At 55.2% G+C, this 17,309-nt stretch carries 12 protein-coding genes; 6 read left to right on the forward strand and 6 right to left on the reverse strand.

Going from position 1 to position 17,309, the window contains the following annotated elements; genetic code table 11:
- Window positions 1–89 precede the first annotated feature (89 nt).
- The gene (locus HNQ64_RS03155) at window positions 90–2,204 is read left to right on the forward strand and encodes a tetratricopeptide repeat protein (protein ID WP_184205279.1); all 2,115 of its coding nucleotides are present in this window, start codon (window positions 90–92) and stop codon (window positions 2,202–2,204) included.
- 333 nt (window positions 2,205–2,537) lie between these two features.
- On the opposite strand, the gene secD is transcribed toward HNQ64_RS03155, so the two are convergent.
- The 5 genes from secD to mtnA all read right to left on the reverse strand — a co-directional run bounded on the left by secD (window position 2,538) and on the right by mtnA (window position 9,292).
- Entirely contained in the window at window positions 2,538–4,913 is a 2,376-nt protein-coding gene (gene secD, locus HNQ64_RS03160) for a protein translocase subunit SecD (protein WP_184205281.1), read from the reverse strand.
- A gap of 72 nt (window positions 4,914–4,985) precedes the next feature.
- On the reverse strand, window positions 4,986–5,324 hold the full coding sequence (gene yajC, locus HNQ64_RS03165) for a preprotein translocase subunit YajC (protein ID WP_184205283.1): 339 nt from the start codon (window positions 5,322–5,324) through the stop codon (window positions 4,986–4,988).
- On the reverse strand, window positions 5,321–6,460 hold the full coding sequence (gene tgt / locus HNQ64_RS03170; RefSeq protein WP_184206134.1) for a tRNA guanosine(34) transglycosylase Tgt: 1,140 nt from the start codon (window positions 6,458–6,460) through the stop codon (window positions 5,321–5,323). Before tgt ends, yajC begins: the two co-directional genes overlap by 4 nt.
- A 118-nt stretch (window positions 6,461–6,578) precedes the next feature.
- Window positions 6,579–8,183: a PrsW family glutamic-type intramembrane protease gene (locus tag HNQ64_RS03175; RefSeq protein ID WP_184205285.1), complete on the reverse strand. Its 1,605-nt coding sequence runs from the start codon at window positions 8,181–8,183 to the stop codon at window positions 6,579–6,581.
- Window positions 8,180–9,292 carry an S-methyl-5-thioribose-1-phosphate isomerase gene (gene mtnA, locus HNQ64_RS03180; RefSeq protein ID WP_184205287.1) on the reverse strand — a complete coding sequence of 371 codons (1,113 nt, stop codon included), beginning with the start codon at window positions 9,290–9,292 and terminating at the stop codon, window positions 8,180–8,182. The genes HNQ64_RS03175 and mtnA overlap by 4 nt, the downstream gene beginning before the upstream one ends.
- Window positions 9,293–9,385: 93 nt before the next feature.
- Between mtnA and HNQ64_RS03185 the strand changes: the two genes are divergently transcribed.
- Window positions 9,386–10,759 carry an FAD-binding oxidoreductase gene (locus HNQ64_RS03185; RefSeq protein WP_184205289.1) on the forward strand — a complete coding sequence of 458 codons (1,374 nt, stop codon included), beginning with the start codon at window positions 9,386–9,388 and terminating at the stop codon, window positions 10,757–10,759.
- A gap of 428 nt (window positions 10,760–11,187) precedes the next feature.
- On the opposite strand, the gene HNQ64_RS03190 is transcribed toward HNQ64_RS03185, so the two are convergent.
- The gene (locus HNQ64_RS03190) at window positions 11,188–12,561 is read right to left on the reverse strand and encodes a DUF1552 domain-containing protein (protein ID WP_184205290.1); all 1,374 of its coding nucleotides are present in this window, start codon (window positions 12,559–12,561) and stop codon (window positions 11,188–11,190) included.
- 118 nt (window positions 12,562–12,679) lie between these two features.
- Here HNQ64_RS03190 and HNQ64_RS03195 point away from each other — a divergent pair, with 118 nt between their 5' ends.
- The 4 genes from HNQ64_RS03195 to HNQ64_RS03210 all read left to right on the forward strand — a co-directional run bounded on the left by HNQ64_RS03195 (window position 12,680) and on the right by HNQ64_RS03210 (window position 17,000).
- Complete coding sequence (locus HNQ64_RS03195; protein WP_184205292.1) at window positions 12,680–13,522, forward strand: polysaccharide deacetylase family protein; 843 nt, start codon at window positions 12,680–12,682, stop codon at window positions 13,520–13,522.
- A gap of 370 nt (window positions 13,523–13,892) precedes the next feature.
- Window positions 13,893–15,197 carry an N-6 DNA methylase gene (locus tag HNQ64_RS03200; RefSeq protein ID WP_184205295.1) on the forward strand — a complete coding sequence of 435 codons (1,305 nt, stop codon included), beginning with the start codon at window positions 13,893–13,895 and terminating at the stop codon, window positions 15,195–15,197.
- 18 nt (window positions 15,198–15,215) lie between these two features.
- Entirely contained in the window at window positions 15,216–16,307 is a 1,092-nt protein-coding gene (locus HNQ64_RS03205) for a GmrSD restriction endonuclease domain-containing protein (RefSeq protein WP_184205297.1), read from the forward strand.
- Between the two features lie 18 nt (window positions 16,308–16,325).
- Window positions 16,326–17,000, forward strand: coding sequence for an MAE_28990/MAE_18760 family HEPN-like nuclease (locus HNQ64_RS03210; RefSeq protein WP_184205298.1), 675 nt, complete (start codon window positions 16,326–16,328; stop codon window positions 16,998–17,000).
- The last annotated feature ends 309 nt before the right edge of the window (window positions 17,001–17,309 follow it).

The raw sequence follows: 17,309 nt of genomic DNA on the forward strand, positions 1-17,309 counted from the left end.
CTTTGGTAATCAATCTTTTAACAATTAGGAGATTTGCTCATCAAATTTGGAATATGTTGTGTCGCAACTACGGCCCTGTATGATCCACAATGCAACCATCTCGGCGGAAAATAGCCTCGAAGCGCTCCAAGGATGATCAGGAGTCCGAGTTCAGCCGGCTGTTCTGGGCTGTCTGGGAGCAGCAACCACTTCTCGGAGATAAGGCGTCAACGTCGGATTCTTCATCAGAGACCGCGATGGCCTTTGCAGATGCTCAAAGTTGGGAGTGGGCAAAGGCGTTGATCAAAGCAAGTAAACTAAGTCGAACGAGCGAGTTCGACAAGGCTCTCAAACTTATCGCCGAGACGGAACACTCGGTACCCGAACGTTGGCAAGGATTACTTCATTTTGTTCGAGGCGCTGCTTTTGAAGAAGAAGGCCATCACGAAGAAGCGATCAAGGCTTACCGCAAAGCCCTCGACGATCCTAAACTCAGTCAACCTGGAAACGTTTGGAACAGTTTCGGCAATAAACTAGCAGACAAAGGTGCGCTCGACGAGGCGATTAAGGCCTACCGCAGAGCTCTTGACGATCCGAGCTTCGATACCCCTGGATACGCTTGGAACAACCTCGGCATAGTACTAGGAGACAAAGGCGAGCAGGATGAGGCGATTAAGGCCTACCGCACAGCTCTTGACTATCCGAACTATGATACCCCTGGATACGCTTGGAACAACATCGGCAACGCACTATGGGCCAAAGGCGAGCACGATGAGGCGATTAAGGCTTACCGCAGGGCTCTTGACTATCCGAACTACGATACCCCTGGATACACTTGGAACAACATCGGCAACGCACTAGGAGACAAAGGCGAGCACGATGAGGCGATTAAGGCCTACCGCAAAGCTCTTGAAGATCCTAACCTCCAAACGCGTGCAAAAGCGTGGACCAATCTTGCCCAGACGTATGTCGACTTAGGAAAATTGGAGGAAGCAGAGGGTGCCTACCAGAAGGCACTTGCGAGCAAAGACACCCAAGGAGGTGATCATGCTCGTGCTCGCCGCGGCTTGCAGATTTTGAGATCGAAGATTGTTCCTACTGCCCTTTCTCCAGATGACCGGGCCATGATGGCAAGACCTGCGAAGGGTGGTGATACTGCTGAAATAGAAGAAGGGATCATCGCGGCGATCGACGAAGCCGGAGATACCCAATATGAAAGATACCTCAAGAAGGGTGATTCCGAGCGGGACAACACGCTGAGTATTCTGCGTGGCTGGAGCAGTGCCGTCACCCTTCTAGAAGGCTCGGAGCGGCGCTGGCGCGGTGGTGGCTATTTCCTGAAGTGGAGAGGTTATGGGATTGTGATTGATCCTGGATTCGACTTTCTGAGAAACTTTCACGATGCTGGGTATCACGGGAGGGAAATCGCTGCCGTGGTGGTGAGCCATAATCATCCCGACCATAACAGCGACCTCAAGCACATCGACGACCTCCGGTATGAACTCTACAAACGCTTGGCTTCCACGAAGGGACCTGGCAGCAAGCCTTATGTGTTGCTATGGGATGAAGATACGAGCACTGCGACAAAATTCGGGTTTGATAAGCCCCAGCATCAGCATCCGCCAATAGTCATGGGAAGCGGGTTTCCGCAACCTTTCCATTTAGGCAAGCACCCCGCAAAGATTCCCGTGCGCATCACTCCATTCAAGGTAAACCACGGGACTGATGTACAGCACGCACTGGGAATGATGGTAGAACTTCTCGACAATAAAGGGAAAACGGTTCTACGGATCGGCTATACAGCGGATACAGCATATTTTGCAGATCTTCAGCAACATCTCTCCAAGTGTGATGTTTTGATCGCACACATTAGCCAACCAACCATCGAAGAGCTTAGAGACCCCTCGAAGCTCAAAGACGTCCATTTGGGCTATCGTGGCACGGCGCGTTTACTTAAGGAGTGTCAGCCGAACCTGGCACTCATCGGTGAATTCTGGGCAGGTTTTACGGACCTGCGCATTCCATTGGTCAAAGGTTTGCGCCAACTGTCTGGAGTCAAGGACGTACTACCTGCAGGCCTCGCGATGCATCTCCGGTTACCGTCCTTGGACATCGAATGCACAGAGTGTAGAAAGCTGACACCGTATTCGGAGATAAAGGTTGCTCCTCCAACAGATAAGTTCGGAAGTCTGGCTTATCTTTGTCAGAGCTGCACGCTCGGTTAGCTGGCCATATCTCGGCGATGGAGGTCAGCGGGAGGAAGCTATCCATGGCCAAAGTCAGATATTAAGGTCGCCACACCCGCGCTGCACCAAAAACTCGTATTCTTCTCTGGAGGGCAACGGGGAGCCATAGGATTGCCTCACGACGAGGCTGGCCTAAAGAATGATGCGGCGAGGGGGGATATATCGAGTTGTTGGAGGCGTTCGAGCAGGGTCTGCAAGGCCGAATTCTCCACAGGGTAAAGGATCTGTGGCCCCTCCAGCACCCAGGAAGCTGCCACCAACAAAAACGGGTGAGGTCTTGCGACCTCACCCGTGGGAAGATTCTCAGCCAGATTAGGCCTGAGCCTTGGCAGCAGCGATGGCAGCCTGGGCTTTTTCGGCTTCGATCTGGGCATCCAAAACCTGACGCTTGAGGCTGGTGCCGGTCTTCTTCGCATACCACAGCACCAGCGGGCTGGCGATGAAGATGGAGGAGTAGGTGCCCAGAAGCACACCGATGGTGATCGGCACGGCGAATTCAAGCATGGCCGGATTGCCCAAGAACAGAAGCACGATCATCGGGGCCAGAGCCGTCGGACCGGTGAGGAGGGTACGGCTGAGGGTCTTGCAAATGGCGTCATTCATCAACTCACGCGTGCTGCCGCCGACACCCTTCTGGATGTTTTCACGGATACGGTCAAACACCACGATGGTGTCGTTGATGGAGTAACCAGCGATGGTCAGCATGGCACCCACGTGGATGAGGCTGAGTTCCTGGCCGAAAAGAACGCACAGACCCGGCACCATGAGAACGTCATGCGCCAGAGCCACGATGGCTCCGAGGGCAAAGGCGAACTCAAAACGGAACATCAAGTAAACGAAGATGGCGATCAGCGCGACGACGAGGGCGATGATGGAGGTCTTAGCCGCTTCATCCCCGATGACAGCACCAACGCGGCTGCCCTGAGTCCCTTCGACTTGATCGGCAAACTTGGCCTTCACCGCCTGCTCGATGACGGGACCCGCCTCGAATTCACTGCGGATGGCGATGACGTCACCGCCAGTGGCATTGCCTTTGCGCTGGAGGTAGTAGCTGCCGATATCCTTACCATCGGGCAGTTTCAGGCCTTTGAGAACGGCATCCAGTTCACTGTCGCTGATGGCTTTGCCCGTCTTCAGTTCCACGTGGGTGAGACCACCACCACGGAAGTCAATGCCGAGGCTGCCTTTGCCCTTCACAGCCAGGGTCGCAAAGGAAATCGCGGTGACCACCAGGGAGGCGATGATGAAGCCCTTGGCCTTGGCCAGGATGTCAAACACGCCATCCGGGAAGAGCTTCACGGTGGAAATGCTCTTGAGCAGGCCTTTATCAATCACCCACATGAAGATCACGCGAGTCACGATGAGAGCACCGACCATGGAGGAAAGCAGACCAATCATCAGCGTAACGGCGAAGCCTTTCACCAGACCGCCAGCGATGGCGAACAGGATGATGGCAGAGATGAGAGTGGTGATGTTCGAGTCCGCAATGGCGGAGAAAGCTTTTTCGTAGGCTGCTTCCAGCGCACCGGCGATGGTCTTGCCCGCCTCACGTTCCTCACGCAGACGTTCGTAGATCAGCACGTTAGCATCCACAGCCATGCCGATGGTCAGCACGATACCAGCGATACCTGGCATCGTGAGGGTGAAGCCGAAGAGGGACATGCCGCCGAAGAGGACGGCCAAGTTGATGACCAGACCGACAATCGCGATGAGGCCCGCCATGCGATACACAAAGAGCATGAACAGGGTGGTGATGCCCAGACCAGCGATGCCGACCCACTTGCCCTGATTGATGGAGGACTGACCGTAAGCAGCGGAAACGGCGCTTTCAGACAGGATCGTCATCGGGTTTTCCAGGGGGTTTTCCAGCAGGCTAGCCAGCGTGCGGGCTTCCTGCTCCTTGAAACGGCCACTGATGACGGCGGTGCCACCGAAACGATCCGTCTGGAGGGTCGGGGCAGAGATGATTTCTTTGTCCACGATGATGGCGAGCTGGCGGCCACGGTTCACAGCGGCGACTTCGTCGAAGAGCTTGGCTCCAGTGCTGTCGAAGTTCAGAATGACCTTCCAGCCTTCTGCATCATACGTCGCGAAAGCTTCCTTCACATACTTGCCTTCCATGTCGGCGCGGTTACCCACCGTCTCGCCGCCACGGCTAGGTAGTTCTTTGCCCTGGTCGTCCTTCTGAATTTTATACTTCAGCTCTTCGGTACCTGGGGCGCGCAGCTCACCAGGAGCGGCCTGGGGTTTGACGATGCGGAACTCCAGGAAGGCCACCTGTTGGATCTTCTGGCGCACATCGGCAAATTCCTCGGCTTTCACACCAGGCATCTGGATAAGGATGCGGTCATCCCCCTGCGGCTGCATGGTGAGGTCTTTATTGCCTTCAGGATTGAGGCGTTTTTCCAGAATGGCGATGGCCTGCTGGACCGAGCTCGGGGTCACCGGTTTGGCGGTGCCGTCATCGGACTTGCCCGGCTCCAGACGCACGACGAACTCGCTGCCGCCCTGAAGGTCAATGCCCAGTTTGATGCCCATGCTATTGATCGTCCACAAAGCAAAGGCCGTGGCGATGAGTATCAGCAGGGAACCGTACTTGCGTTTACGGTCATGCATCGTGGTGCCGACGTAAAAGAGGAGCAGCAGGAGGATGGATGCTCCGACGAGGAAGGTTGAGAAGGCGGCCATGGTGGATTGAGTGAAAGGAGAGAAGAGCGGGGCTCAGTGCTCAGGGGAGCACAAGGGGGAAGGCGGGGCAGATCAGGCAGTGGTGGTAGCTTCGACCACGTCGGATTTTTTGCTGATGGAGGCGATGGCTGCGCGGTCGTATTCGATCTTCACATTGTCGGCCACTTTCACCATGACGGTGCGCTCTTTCACGCTGGTGATGATGCCGTGCTCACCGCCATTGAGGATGACATGGTCCCCCACCTTGACGTTGTTGATGAGCTTCTCGTGCTCTTTTTGCTTCATGCGCTGTGGGCGGATGAGGACAAAGTACATCATCACGAACATCAACGCCATCATGATGAAGGTCGTGGAACTGCTCTGGCCTGGAGGTGCTGCCTGAGCGAGGAAGGGTAGGAAAATCTGGGTCATGGGTCGGTGGTTTCGGGACGGGTTTGGTAACGGGCGATGACCTCCTCACGGAAGTCAGCAAAGCAACCTTGTTCGATGGCAGAGCGGGCCCTGGCGGCAAGGGACAGGTAGAAATGCAGATTGTGCAGGGAAATCAACCGCAAACCCAGGACCTCCTGGGTATTGATGAGATGGCGGATGTAGGCCCTGGAAAAGCCCTGGCAGAGCGGGTGAGTGTCCTCAGCGAGGGGGCGGAAATCCTTGGCGAATTTGTTGTTTCGCAGGTTCAGCGTGCCTTCATGGGTGAAGGCGGTGCCATTGCGCGCCAGCCGGGTCGGCAGCACACAGTCAAACATGTCAATGCCACGAGCGATCAATTCCACCATCTGCGGTGGCGTGCCCAGCCCCATGGCGTAGCGGGCCTGGTTTTGCGGCAGCAGCGGGCAAGTCCACTCGGCAATGCGCATCATGTCCTCTTCTGGCTCGCCCACACTGAGGCCGCCGATGGCGTAACCGCTGAAACCCATGGCCACCATTTCCCGGGCACAGCGTTCGCGCAGATCCTGGAAAGTGCTGCCCTGGACAATCCCAAAGTGCAACTGCGCCCCGCCGCCGGTCTGCGGCTGGTGCTGGTCAATCCAGTCGCGGCAACGGCGCGCCCAGCGTAGGGTCAGCTCCATGCTGCTGCGGGCATCCTCGGGCTTGCAGGGCCAGGGCGTGCATTCGTCGAAGAGCATGGCGATGTCGCTGCCCAAGGTGGCCTGGATTTCCATCGCCACTTCCGGCCCCAGGAACATGGGGCTGCCATCCACATGATTGTTAAAGTAGCAGCCTTCTTCCTTGAGCTTGCGCAGCTTGGCGAGGGAGAAGACCTGGAAACCGCCGCTGTCCGTGAGGATGGGCCGGTCCCAGTTCATGAACTTATGCAGACCACCAGCCGCGCCGATGATTTCCGTCCCTGGCCGCACCCACAGGTGGTAGGTATTGCCGAGAATGATTTGCGCGTTCAGCGAGCGCAGCTCTTCCGGGTGCACGGCCTTCACCGTGGCCTGGGTACCCACGGGCATGAAAATGGGCGTCTCGATCACGCCATGAGGCGTCGTCAACCGTCCCCGCCGGGCGGAGGAGTTGGGATCGGTGGCCAGAAGTTCAAACATGCGAGTAGGTAAAAGGGCGCGGAGTGTGGCGGACAAAGCGCCGGGTGTCAAAGGGGGAGCGTGGGGGATTCTTGCAGAAAGCTCCCATCCAGCCCCTTTCCTTGCCGCTCAAAACGCCTCAAACCCCCAGCCGACGCCAATAAATGAAGGCGATGGGGAACATAGAGACGCAGCTCATGGCTGCGGCGGAAAGCAGTTGGCGATCGGGTGTGCGTAGGGCGATGGAGATGAAGATAGCCGCCATCAGCACGGCTGTTCCCACGATGAAGACTGCGGCAGGGGAGATCCACTGGCGGCCCCTTGGGCACTCCTGCTCCACTAGGTCCAGGAAATGCCAAGCCACCAGCGCCAGGATGATGGTGGAGAGCATGGCAAAACCTTCGGGCAGGGACTCGGACGAAGCATAGTTGTAGCAGCCATGCGCCAGCACCAGTCCAGCGAAGGTGACCAGAAAACGATCTGCCGTGCCGAACCGCGACCGCAGCAACTGGTAGAGAGCGTGGGTAGTGGTACCGGTGAGGGCGGCATGAAAAAAATTGGCCGTGAAAAAGCGAGCCAACGCCACCCCGCCTTCATACCGGAGGTAGTAATTGATATTTTCCTCCAAAGCGAAACCCAGCCCCACAAAGGCTCCCACCATCACCGCGCCACCCGCCGGGCGTTTCAGCAGCAGCAATGGCATAAAGAGGCTGGCGAGCAGGAGTTTGCTCAATTCTTCCCGCATGCCCACACCACCGATCTGGTACCAAAGATCCCGTGGGAAGGTGGCATCCTTCTGGATGCCTAGCGCCACCTCTTGCCATGCGCCGACGATGATCACCGGGGCCACACTGATGATGCCAGCCGCTAACGGCAGCAACGGCACTACCCAGCGCCACCGACCCCGCACGCCATGCAGCACCAGGATGATGTACCAAATGGCAGCCGCTAAAAGAGCGATGGCAAGCGTGCCCAATGGCGCCGCCAGGAGAAACCGATATTCCAGTAGCGCCTTCCACTGCAGGCCAAATTCCCCGATCAGCGCGGCGGCGTATTGACGCCTCACCGGGTCAATGGAAGACCACCAGTCAGGCTGGGCGGCGATCTGCCTCAGCACCGGCAGGTCTTTGAGATCGAGCGCGAGATGCAGGGCAGCTTCGCGCACCAGTTGGGTCTCGGAAAAAAGTTGGATCTCGCGCATCATCGCTGCCAGGGCAGCAGGTGGGTTCCGCTCCTTCATTTGGAGAGCCTGGATGAAGTTGGCCGTGATGAGGGGAGATTCCTGGGCGGCTTTTTCGCCCAGGCTTTGCATGAGGTCGGCATCGCGACTCAGCCCGGTCTGGATGAAATCTCGCCACAGTTGCTGCACCGCAGGGTCGGCGGAGTGCTTGGCCAGCAGCGGCTGCACATCATACCCAGCCAGTTGACCGTCCCGCCAGTAGTCCTCCCAGGTGGTGGTTTTGATCCCTAGCACTTCACTGAGGCTATGGATCTGGTCCGTGACCAGATGCAGCCAGCGCACCAGCTCATACGGGGTGGGTTTCTCGGCGCGTTGCAGTTGCTGCCACTGCTCACGCAGCCTCTGCTCTGTGGGGTCCACCGTGATGTAGCGCCCCGTATCGGGTGAAAGGGCGATGATGACCAAGGCCAGGATGAAACCTCCGCCGGCGATGCTCAGGGCCAGCCGTTTGAGAAAGCCACTGTGGCGGCTCCAGTAGTGTGTGCGTGCGCGCCAGCCAGTCATGAGAGGTGGGCAGATGGAATGGCGCTGGACGCCTGCGGGTGCAAGGAGCAGATGGCCTCTTCAGTCGCAGGACAAACGCCACGTTCGGTAATCAAACCAGTCACCAGACGAGCAGGCGTAACATCAAAGGCGTAATTCGCCGCTGGCGATCCTGGGGAGAGGATGCGCACGGTCTCCACGCTGCCACTGGCAGTCACGCCTTCCATTTGCGCCACCTCCTCAGCCCCGCGTTGTTCGATGGGGATGCCTTTCACGCCATTGCGGAGGGTCCAGTCGAAGGTGGAGCTGGGCAGGGCCACGTAAAACGGCACGCCATTATCGGTAGCGGCCAGCGCTTTTAAATACGTGCCGATCTTGTTTGCCACATCCCCACTGCGCGTCACGCGGTCTGCCCCAGTGATAACCAGGTCCACCTGACCGTGCTGCATGAGGTGGCCCCCTGTATTGTCGGCAATGACGGTGTGCGGCACGCCCTGCTGCGCTAGCTCCCAGGCGGTGAGGCGGGCCCCTTGATTGCGCGGGCGTGTTTCATCCACCCACACATGGATGGGGATACCTGCCGCATGGGCGGCATAGATGGGCGCGGTGGCGGAACCGTGATCCACAAAGGCCAGCCAGCCTGCATTGCAATGAGTGAGGATATTCACCACCTGGCCAGGTTTGCGTGAAGCGATGTCGCGAATGATTTCCAGTCCGTGGCGACCAATGGCGGCACAGGCTGCGGCATCTTCATCGGCAATGGCTTCAGCGGTGAGGCGAGCGTTGGCGACTCGGTCCCCGAACCCGGTTTCCTGGATGGCCTCGAGCTGACGATGCACCGCCCAACTCAGATTCACCGCCGTGGGACGGGTGCAGATGAGGCTCTCTGCCAGCGTGCGCAGTTCCTCCGGCGTGGAGGCCTCGCGGGCAGCCAACCACATGCCGTAACCGGCGGTAGCGCCAATGAGCCCCGCCCCACGCACAGCCATGTCCCGAATGGCCTCCGCCACCTCCGCCACGGTGTGCAGATCCACCACCTCAAAGGACCAGGGGAGCCGCCGCTGGTCAATGATGCGGACGCTTTCCTCATGAAGCCAGATGGTGCGATACGGAGTGCCAGAAACGAGCATGCGCTGACTGAGGGGAGGGGCGCGCGCGGCGCAAGGGCGATGTGGGCGGTGTAGAAATCTTGCACCCGCCGCAGACCCCATGCACCGTGAGGCATGGCCTCCCTGGCAGACGATCTCATTTCCCTCATCGGCGCAGCTCGCGTGTCCTCCACGGTGGAGGATCTCGCCGCCCACAGCACAGACAAATGGTTTGCCTCAAACCCACCGGAGGTGGTCGTCCATGCCGAGTCCACGGAGGAGGTGTCCAAGGTGATGAAGTATGCCAACGAGCATCGCATCCCGGTCACGCCGCAGGGCTCGCGCGTCGGTTACGTTGGGGGCGCTGTCCCGCTGCGGGGTGGCATCGCCCTGTCACTGGCGCGGATGAATAAGATCGTGGAAATCAACATTGCCGATGGCGTGGCCGTGGTGGAGCCCGGCGTCATCACCGGCGAGTTGCAGGCCGCTGTGCGGGAGCTGGGCTGGTTTTACCCCCCTGACCCTGCCAGCCTGAAGGAGTGCAGCCTGGGCGGCAATGTGGCCACCAATGCTGGCGGGCCGCGCTGCCTGAAATACGGCGTGACGCGACACTATGTGTTAGGCCTGGAGGCCGTGCTGGCGGATGGGTCTGTGGTGAAGGCCGGGGGCCGCTGTCACAAAAACAAAACGGGTTTTGACCTGGTGGGCCTCATGGTCGGCAGCGAGGGACTGCTAGGTGTGGTCACCCAGGCCACCCTGCGCCTCATCCCCCACCCGCCCATGCGCGCCATGCTTTCAGCCGGTTTTGAAACCTTTGCCGAGGCTGCAAATGCCGTGCAGCGCATCCTAAATGCAGGCTTCCTACCGAGTGCTCTGGAGATCGCAGATAAGTTCACCCTCCGCGCAGCGCGCGAGTATCTGGGCGAGTCGGTAACGCCCCAGGGCGATGCCCATTTACTGGTGGAAATTGACGGTCAAGAAGAGTCCGTCAAAGGCGAGCTGGTACAACTGGCGAAACTCGTGCGTGAGCTGGGCTGCATCTCCCTGGAAGAAGCTCTGGGCGATGAGGCCTGCGAACGATTCTGGAAACTCCGCCGCGAGTTCAGCTACAGCCTGCGCAACACCGGGCTGATCAAGCTGAATGAGGACATCGTGGTGCCGCGCAGTCGCCTGGTGGATTTGGTGGAATTTGCCGAAGCCCTGCAATCCGAATGCGGCTTTCCCATTGCCAGCTTTGGCCATGCGGGAGATGGCAACATCCACGTCAACATCATGGTGCAGAGCATGGACGATCCCGCCCAGCGGGAGCGCGCCGAAGCGGCCTTGGACCAGCTTTTCCGCAAGGTCATCGCCTGGAACGGTGCCATCACCGGCGAGCACGGCGTGGGCATCGCCAAAGGACGCTGGTTCCCCGAGGCCCTTTCGGCGGAAGCACGGGATGTCCACTCCCGGCTGAAGAAGGCCCTGGACCCAAATGGGATTCTGAATCCTGGCAAGTTTGTGGCGTGAGGCCCCGTGAGGCGGGCACTCCTGCCTGAGTGAGCTTGGAGCGAGTATAAAATGCGTTGGCCTGTTTGTGCGGTGTGAATTTCGGGGTTGTTCATACCTCGTCCGCAAAGGGTGCCTTTTCTCCAAAACGACACTTCTGCACTCCACCCCCGAGATCATTCCACCGCCCCTCACCCCTGGCCCTCTCCCCGCAAGCGGGGCGAGGGAGGATGTCTTTTCGCCTTCTGAGGCTAAAGACCATTCGGCGCTCGTTTGCTCTATGATTAGCACCCGTTAGGTCTTCAATTTTGAACTCCCAAAGCGCGTTCCCTCTCCCCCAAGAATTGGGGGGAGAGGCCCAGGTGAGGGGGTGGTCGCAACACGCAGAACCTCGTCCGCGAAAGGCACCCTTTACCCAAAAACGACGCCACCCATACCTTCAAAGAAGATCACACCTCCAGGATGCCGGAGCTGTCGCCGAAGGAGGGTGTTTCCACGCCGGCGCGGTTCAGCATGCCGGTGTAGAGATTGCACAGGGGAGTGTCCTTGGCCGCCACCACATGCTGGCCGCCTTTCACGCCTCCACCATGACCGGCGAGGACGAGCGGGAGGTTGCGAGGGTCGTGCTTGTTGCCATCGCGGATGCTGGAGCCAAAGAGGATGAGGCTGTTATCCAACAGGTTGCCCTCACCTTCTTTGATGCTCTTCAGCTTGTCGATGAGGTAACTATACTGCTCGATGTGCCAGCGGTTGATCTTCTCGTAAGCGTCCAGTTTGTCCGCCTTGCCCTCGTGATGGGAGAGCTGGTGGTGGCCGCCCTCCACGCCCGGAAGGAAGGAGAAATTCTTGCCACTCACCGCCCAGCCAAACATGAAGGTGCTGGTGCGGGTGCTGTCTGTCTGGAAGGACAGCGCCATGAGGTCCAGCATCAGGCGGCAGTGCTCCGTGTGGTCCAGCCGCAGGCGGGAGCCCGCGTCCTTGGGGTTGGCGGTCATGGCCTCAGCGATGCGTTTGTCCAAGCGTGCCGTGGCCTCCTTGGCCGCTGGGTCCAGGTTTTCCCCACTGGCCACGCGGGCGATGTCGGCATCAATCCGGCGCTCGATGTGGCGCAGGCTTTCCAGGTATTCGTCCAGGCGCTGCTGGTCCTCCTTGCCCACCTTCGCGCGCAGGGATTTGGCATCGGCCAGCACCAGGTCCAGCACGCTTTTGTTTTCCTCGGCACTCGCTTGGCGCTGCGCGGCATCCTCGCGGAACAGGCGGTCAAAGACGAAGCGCGGATTGATCTCCGCCGGGATGGGGCTGGTGGGCGTGCGCCAGGCGATGTGGCTGCCGTAGAGCATGGTGTAGTTTACATTGCGATCCACCCCGCTCATGATCGGCTCCGTGCCTAGTTCCAGGGAGGGGAAGCGCGTGAGGTAACCTTTTTCCTTGGCCAGCACCTGATCCACGGAGATGCCGCAGTGCAGGTCCTTGCCCGTCGTCTTGGCGATAGGCGTGCCCGTGAGCCAGTTCGCCGTCTTCGCATAGTGTCCGTCCCCGGCCAACGAGGCGCGGTTGCCCAGGCCCGTCAGCACGGTGATGTCCTTCCGGTGCGCCTCCAGCGGGCTCAAAATGGGCGATAATTTAAAGTCCGTCCCCAGCCCCTCCGGCGTCCAGCGATCCTCCCGCACCCCATTCGGCATGAACAGGAAGCCCATGCGCGTAGGCGCCTTCACCGCCGCTGCTGCCCGCGCCGCACGTGGCTGCATCGCCTCCAGAAAAGGCAGCGCCACCGTGGCCCCCAGGCCACGCAAGACAGTTCGACGGGAAAGGATTTTGGACATCGTGATGGGAAAGATACGTCGCGGGAGAAGCCTTTATTATCAGTCAAAAGCAGGCTTTGCGCCAGGGGACTCTCCTGACAGTAGAAATGCAGGCTTCATCACCCCCGTACCTCTCCTCATGTCCACCCCTGCCCTGCGGAACTGCGCCTTCTGCCTCCTCGCGCCGATTTTATTCTTCGCGCTGCTACCCACGGGGTCCGTTTGCGGGGCTGGGGAGAAAACCGCCCCCGCCAACCCCAATCCACCCCCTCTGGAAAAAGCTGGCCTCGTCCTCACCTTTGATGACCGCAACTTTGACGATTGGCTGGCCGCCCTCCCCTTGTTCGATCAATACGGCGTCAAGGCCACCTTCTTCATCAGCGGCCCCATCGATGAAAAGGCCCTGGCCGCCTGCCGCCAACTCATCGCCCACGGCCACGCCATCGGCTCCCACAGCGTGCATCATCTCAAAGCCGTGGATTATGTGCGGGAGCATTCCATCGAAGACTACCTTCGCCACGAAGTTCAACCGCAGCTCGATGCCTGGCAGGCTGCGGGCATCTCCGTGACCTCGTTTGCCTTTCCCAGCAGCAGTAGCGATGCCGCCACCGAAACCGCCTTGCTCAAAATCTTCCGTCACCTGCGCATCGGCGGCCCCATGGCCCCGGGAGACCGCCTCAGCGACCGCGATCCCTTCTTCACCCCCATCGCCCAAGTTCCCACCCGTGGGGCTCTGCCCTCCAAAGGCATTGACTACGCCCCCACCCGCGAAGACCGCACCTACGACCAGCTCGACGCCGCCCTCACCCGCACCGCCACTCGGGGCGAGATCCTCACCCTCTACGCCCACGGCATCCGTAACATCGGCGGCAAAGGCCACTTCATCACCCCCCAGGCCCTCGAACACCTCTTCCTCAAAGCCCGCGAGCTGAAGCTAGCGTTTTACACCTTTGATCAATTGCCGGAGGTCTTGGAGCCATAAAAATCCATCTTCCACAAATGTGGAATCTCCATTTTATTAAGGGGGATCTCCACGCGTCATCATCAACCTTCAATGGCCCTAAGAGTAATCTCACATGAGGGGGTATCCGTACTGAATTCAGGTGCTTATTGTTTTGGGTGAGAATGTCTCTTATCAAACCAGCCAACCTCTCGTCATTTTCAGAGAAATCCGACTACCGCCAATGACTTTACAAAATATTCAGACACCTGTATCATTTTCTCAATTCCAAATGCACGCGGTTGATATAACCCATTAGCCTAAGCCCCTTTAAAGAGAGGTTCATTAGGACTTAAAAGCATTTGTTGTAATTCCATTCAAAAACTCTCAATTATTACACCTTTAAGCATCAATGGAAAAATACACTGCCTATATCAATACTCTTGATGCAATTTTAGAAAGCATTGAGTGGGGCAGATGTGTCTTCGACAACGAACTTGTACACTTTCATCTCAATGGTGGAGCTGCATCAGAACTTAGAACTTTGGTAAACAGGCATCAACTGCGCAACTCCGGAGCATTTTTCACTGGTGAGAAATTAGCTCGTCAAATGGTGCAATTGATTGCACCAAAAAATTACGGAGACACTTCCGCATGGGACCCAAATTGTGGTGCCGGAGACCTTCTTTTGCGATGGTCAGAACGGTTGCGCCTAATTAATGGCGATTTGGAAGCCACTCTGTTACATTGGGAAAAGCGACTGTATGGCGTCGAGATTCATCCAGAATTCCTTCAAGTAGCAAAACGTAGACTAATTTTGGCAGCCGTGAGTCGAGGTGCAAAGCTTAAACACGGACAGCTAGTGCCGGACAACTTTTTTAAGGGTCTTATATGCCATGATTTACTTCACGGTGATATGTGCATTCCTGACAAAGCTGTCATTTTGATGAATCCACCATTTACTATGATAGAAACTCCAGAAGACTGTTATAATTGGTCTTCGGGTAAAGTTGCCTTTGCTGCCGTCGCTTTTCTCAATTGTTTAAAGTTAGCTAGATCAGGTCAACAAATTATCGCTATCCTTCCCGATGTACTTCGTAGCGGTTCCCGTTATGAACGCTGGCGTAAATTGGTCAGCCAATATGCTTCATCAGCAAAGGTAAAAGTCGTTGGAAGATTCAGCAATGAAGCGGACGTAGACGTTTTCATTTTACATGCAATTTCTGGTAAAGCAGGGCATACGAATATTGTATGGTTTCAGCAAAGTTCGAGGCAAGACACTCATGCTCTCGGCGACATTTGTGAAGTTCGAGTAGGCACAGTAGTTCCACATCGCCACACACAAGAAGGGCCGAAGGTTGCTTATTTAACCACAGCCGATTCCCCGCCATGGCGTGAATTAAAAAATCTGGCTTCTACCATTAGATATTCGGGGACTTGTGTTAATGGTCCATTTCTAGCTGTACGACGAACTTCAAGTCCATCAGATATTAATCGCGCAATTACCACAATTATTAATTACTCAGGCTCTGTCGCCGTCGAAAATCACCTTATTACGTTACGTCCATTAGACGGAAAAATACAAACTTGCCGTCGTATTCAAAAACACCTCCGTTCCGAAAAGGTTCGAGAATGGTTAGATGGACGGATTCGATGTAGACATTTAACCGTTTCTTCGTTACGCGAAATACCAATATCACCAAACGATTGCCCTTAATAATAAACCCCGAATACAATGCCACTTGAACAAGAAGTTTTAGAAGGACGCCAGGAAATACATACGGATGCCTATTCAATGTCGATTGGGGAGATCGTTAATCTCTACAGGGATGGTGAGCTCGAAATCCACCCTGAATTTCAAAGGGAGTTCAGATGGAAGCTTTCCCAAAAAAGTAGACTCATAGAATCCATATTACTCGGAATTCCACTTCCATCTATTTTTGTAGCGCAGCGAAACGATGGTGTTTGGGACGTCGTAGATGGACTGCAGCGAATTTCTACTATTCTTTCATTTATGGGAGAACTCCTGGATGAGAGCGGATGTAAGGTTGAACAGCTTGTTCTTGAGAAGACCCCCTACCTTCCCTCACTTGAAGGGGTTTCATGGGATAATGGAATGCCAGACGATCTTAAAAGAGCCTTCAAACGAGAAAAGTTTGATGTAAAAATCATTAAAAAAGAAAGCGACGAAAACGCTAAGTTTGAACTCTTCCAACGACTTAACACTGGTGGAGCCGGTCTTTCAGAACAGGAAGTGCGTAACTGCCTTCTCCTTATGGTAAATCGAAAATCTTACGAATGGCTTAAGGAGAGGAGTAAAAATGAAAACTTCATAAACTGCTTAAATTTAACTGATAGACTAATTGATGAAAAATATGAGATGGAGCTCGTTTTGCGCTTCATCTGTATTGTGAAGTATGATAAGAGTGCACCTATTGATGACGAGGATATGGGACCATTCCTAACTACTCAAATGAAAAGGTTAATGGTAGACAATGATTTTGCTTTCGAAAATGAAACCAAATTATTTGATACAACTTTCAATATTTTAGCTCGGCTCAAAGGAGAGGACGCCTTCAGACGTTATTCACAGCCCAAACAAAAACATGAAGGACAGTTTTCTGTTTCTTTATTTGAATGCATTTCGGCGGGCGTTGCTTTTGCGATACAACAAGGGCAGACCGAAGTGGAAATTTCATCTAAGCTTAGCACGCTAGTAGTTACGTTAGCGGATAATCCAAATTTTAACGAAGCAACCAAGCACGGAATGAGAGGAATCAACCGTTTGCCCAAACTTGTTGATCTGGCGCGTGAGTTGTTCAGATAGGTAACCCATGGAGCTAAAATGAAGATAAAATCGATCGGCGACTTTGAAGCTGCAATAGATAAAGATTTTCAATGGCGCAAACACGAAATCACCACAATAAAACTTGCTCTAAAATCCGCCCGAGCTCATCAAGTGGACGTGTATTTTAGATCAGGAGTTGTATTATTATATGCTCACTGGGAAGGCCTTGTTAAGTTTTCCGCAAAAGCCTATTTATCCTATGTAAATAACCAAGGATGTTGCTACCACTTGATGCAGCCAAATTTTTTGTTTTTTGCAGTAAAAGAGTCCCTAGAAAACTCAGGTAAAGTTAATCTAAGTAACTATTCACTTTTTGAAAAAACACAGGATTTTTTCACAACCTCTAACACACAGAAATTTTGTGTTAATGCTGATCTTCACATCTCCACCAAAGAAAATCAGAACCTCACCTCTGCTGAATTTAAAGCAATAGTGTGTAAATTAGGCCTGCGGTATCTAACGTTGTATGAGTTAAAAGAGAAGCTGATTGATAACCAATTATTGAAATATCGGAATAAAGTAGCTCATGGCGAGTCTTTAAGAGATGAAATATCTGATCCACTGGACACATTCACTACTCTGACAGATAAGGTTCTTGAAAATTTGGAGAGTTTGTGCTCTCAACTTAGGCAGGCTGCTCAGGGCAAAAACTTTCTAAAACCTGCGGCTTAAAAGCTATCTCACAAGATCACCCTCTCCTTTCAATTTAATATAAGATATTTATGATTGATAATTCCATTAATGGATTAAGTATTTGCGAATAGTGCGCAAAACAGAGAACTCTAGCTGAATATCAAAATATCTCTTTGCCGACCCAGACTCAGTTAGCCCCACTCTAAGCATTAGCGTAATATATTCTTCGTTTCGCGAGTCCCGCCTTATCATCGGCGTCAAAGTTTCACCAGTGCTGGTTTGCTGGTCTCTCAGAAATTAACCTTACGCTCCAATATAATTGGTGGAGGAAAAGCCTCGAATGCATGG

The organism is Prosthecobacter dejongeii, assembly GCF_014203045.1.
GTDB lineage: Bacteria > Verrucomicrobiota > Verrucomicrobiia > Verrucomicrobiales > Verrucomicrobiaceae > Prosthecobacter > Prosthecobacter dejongeii.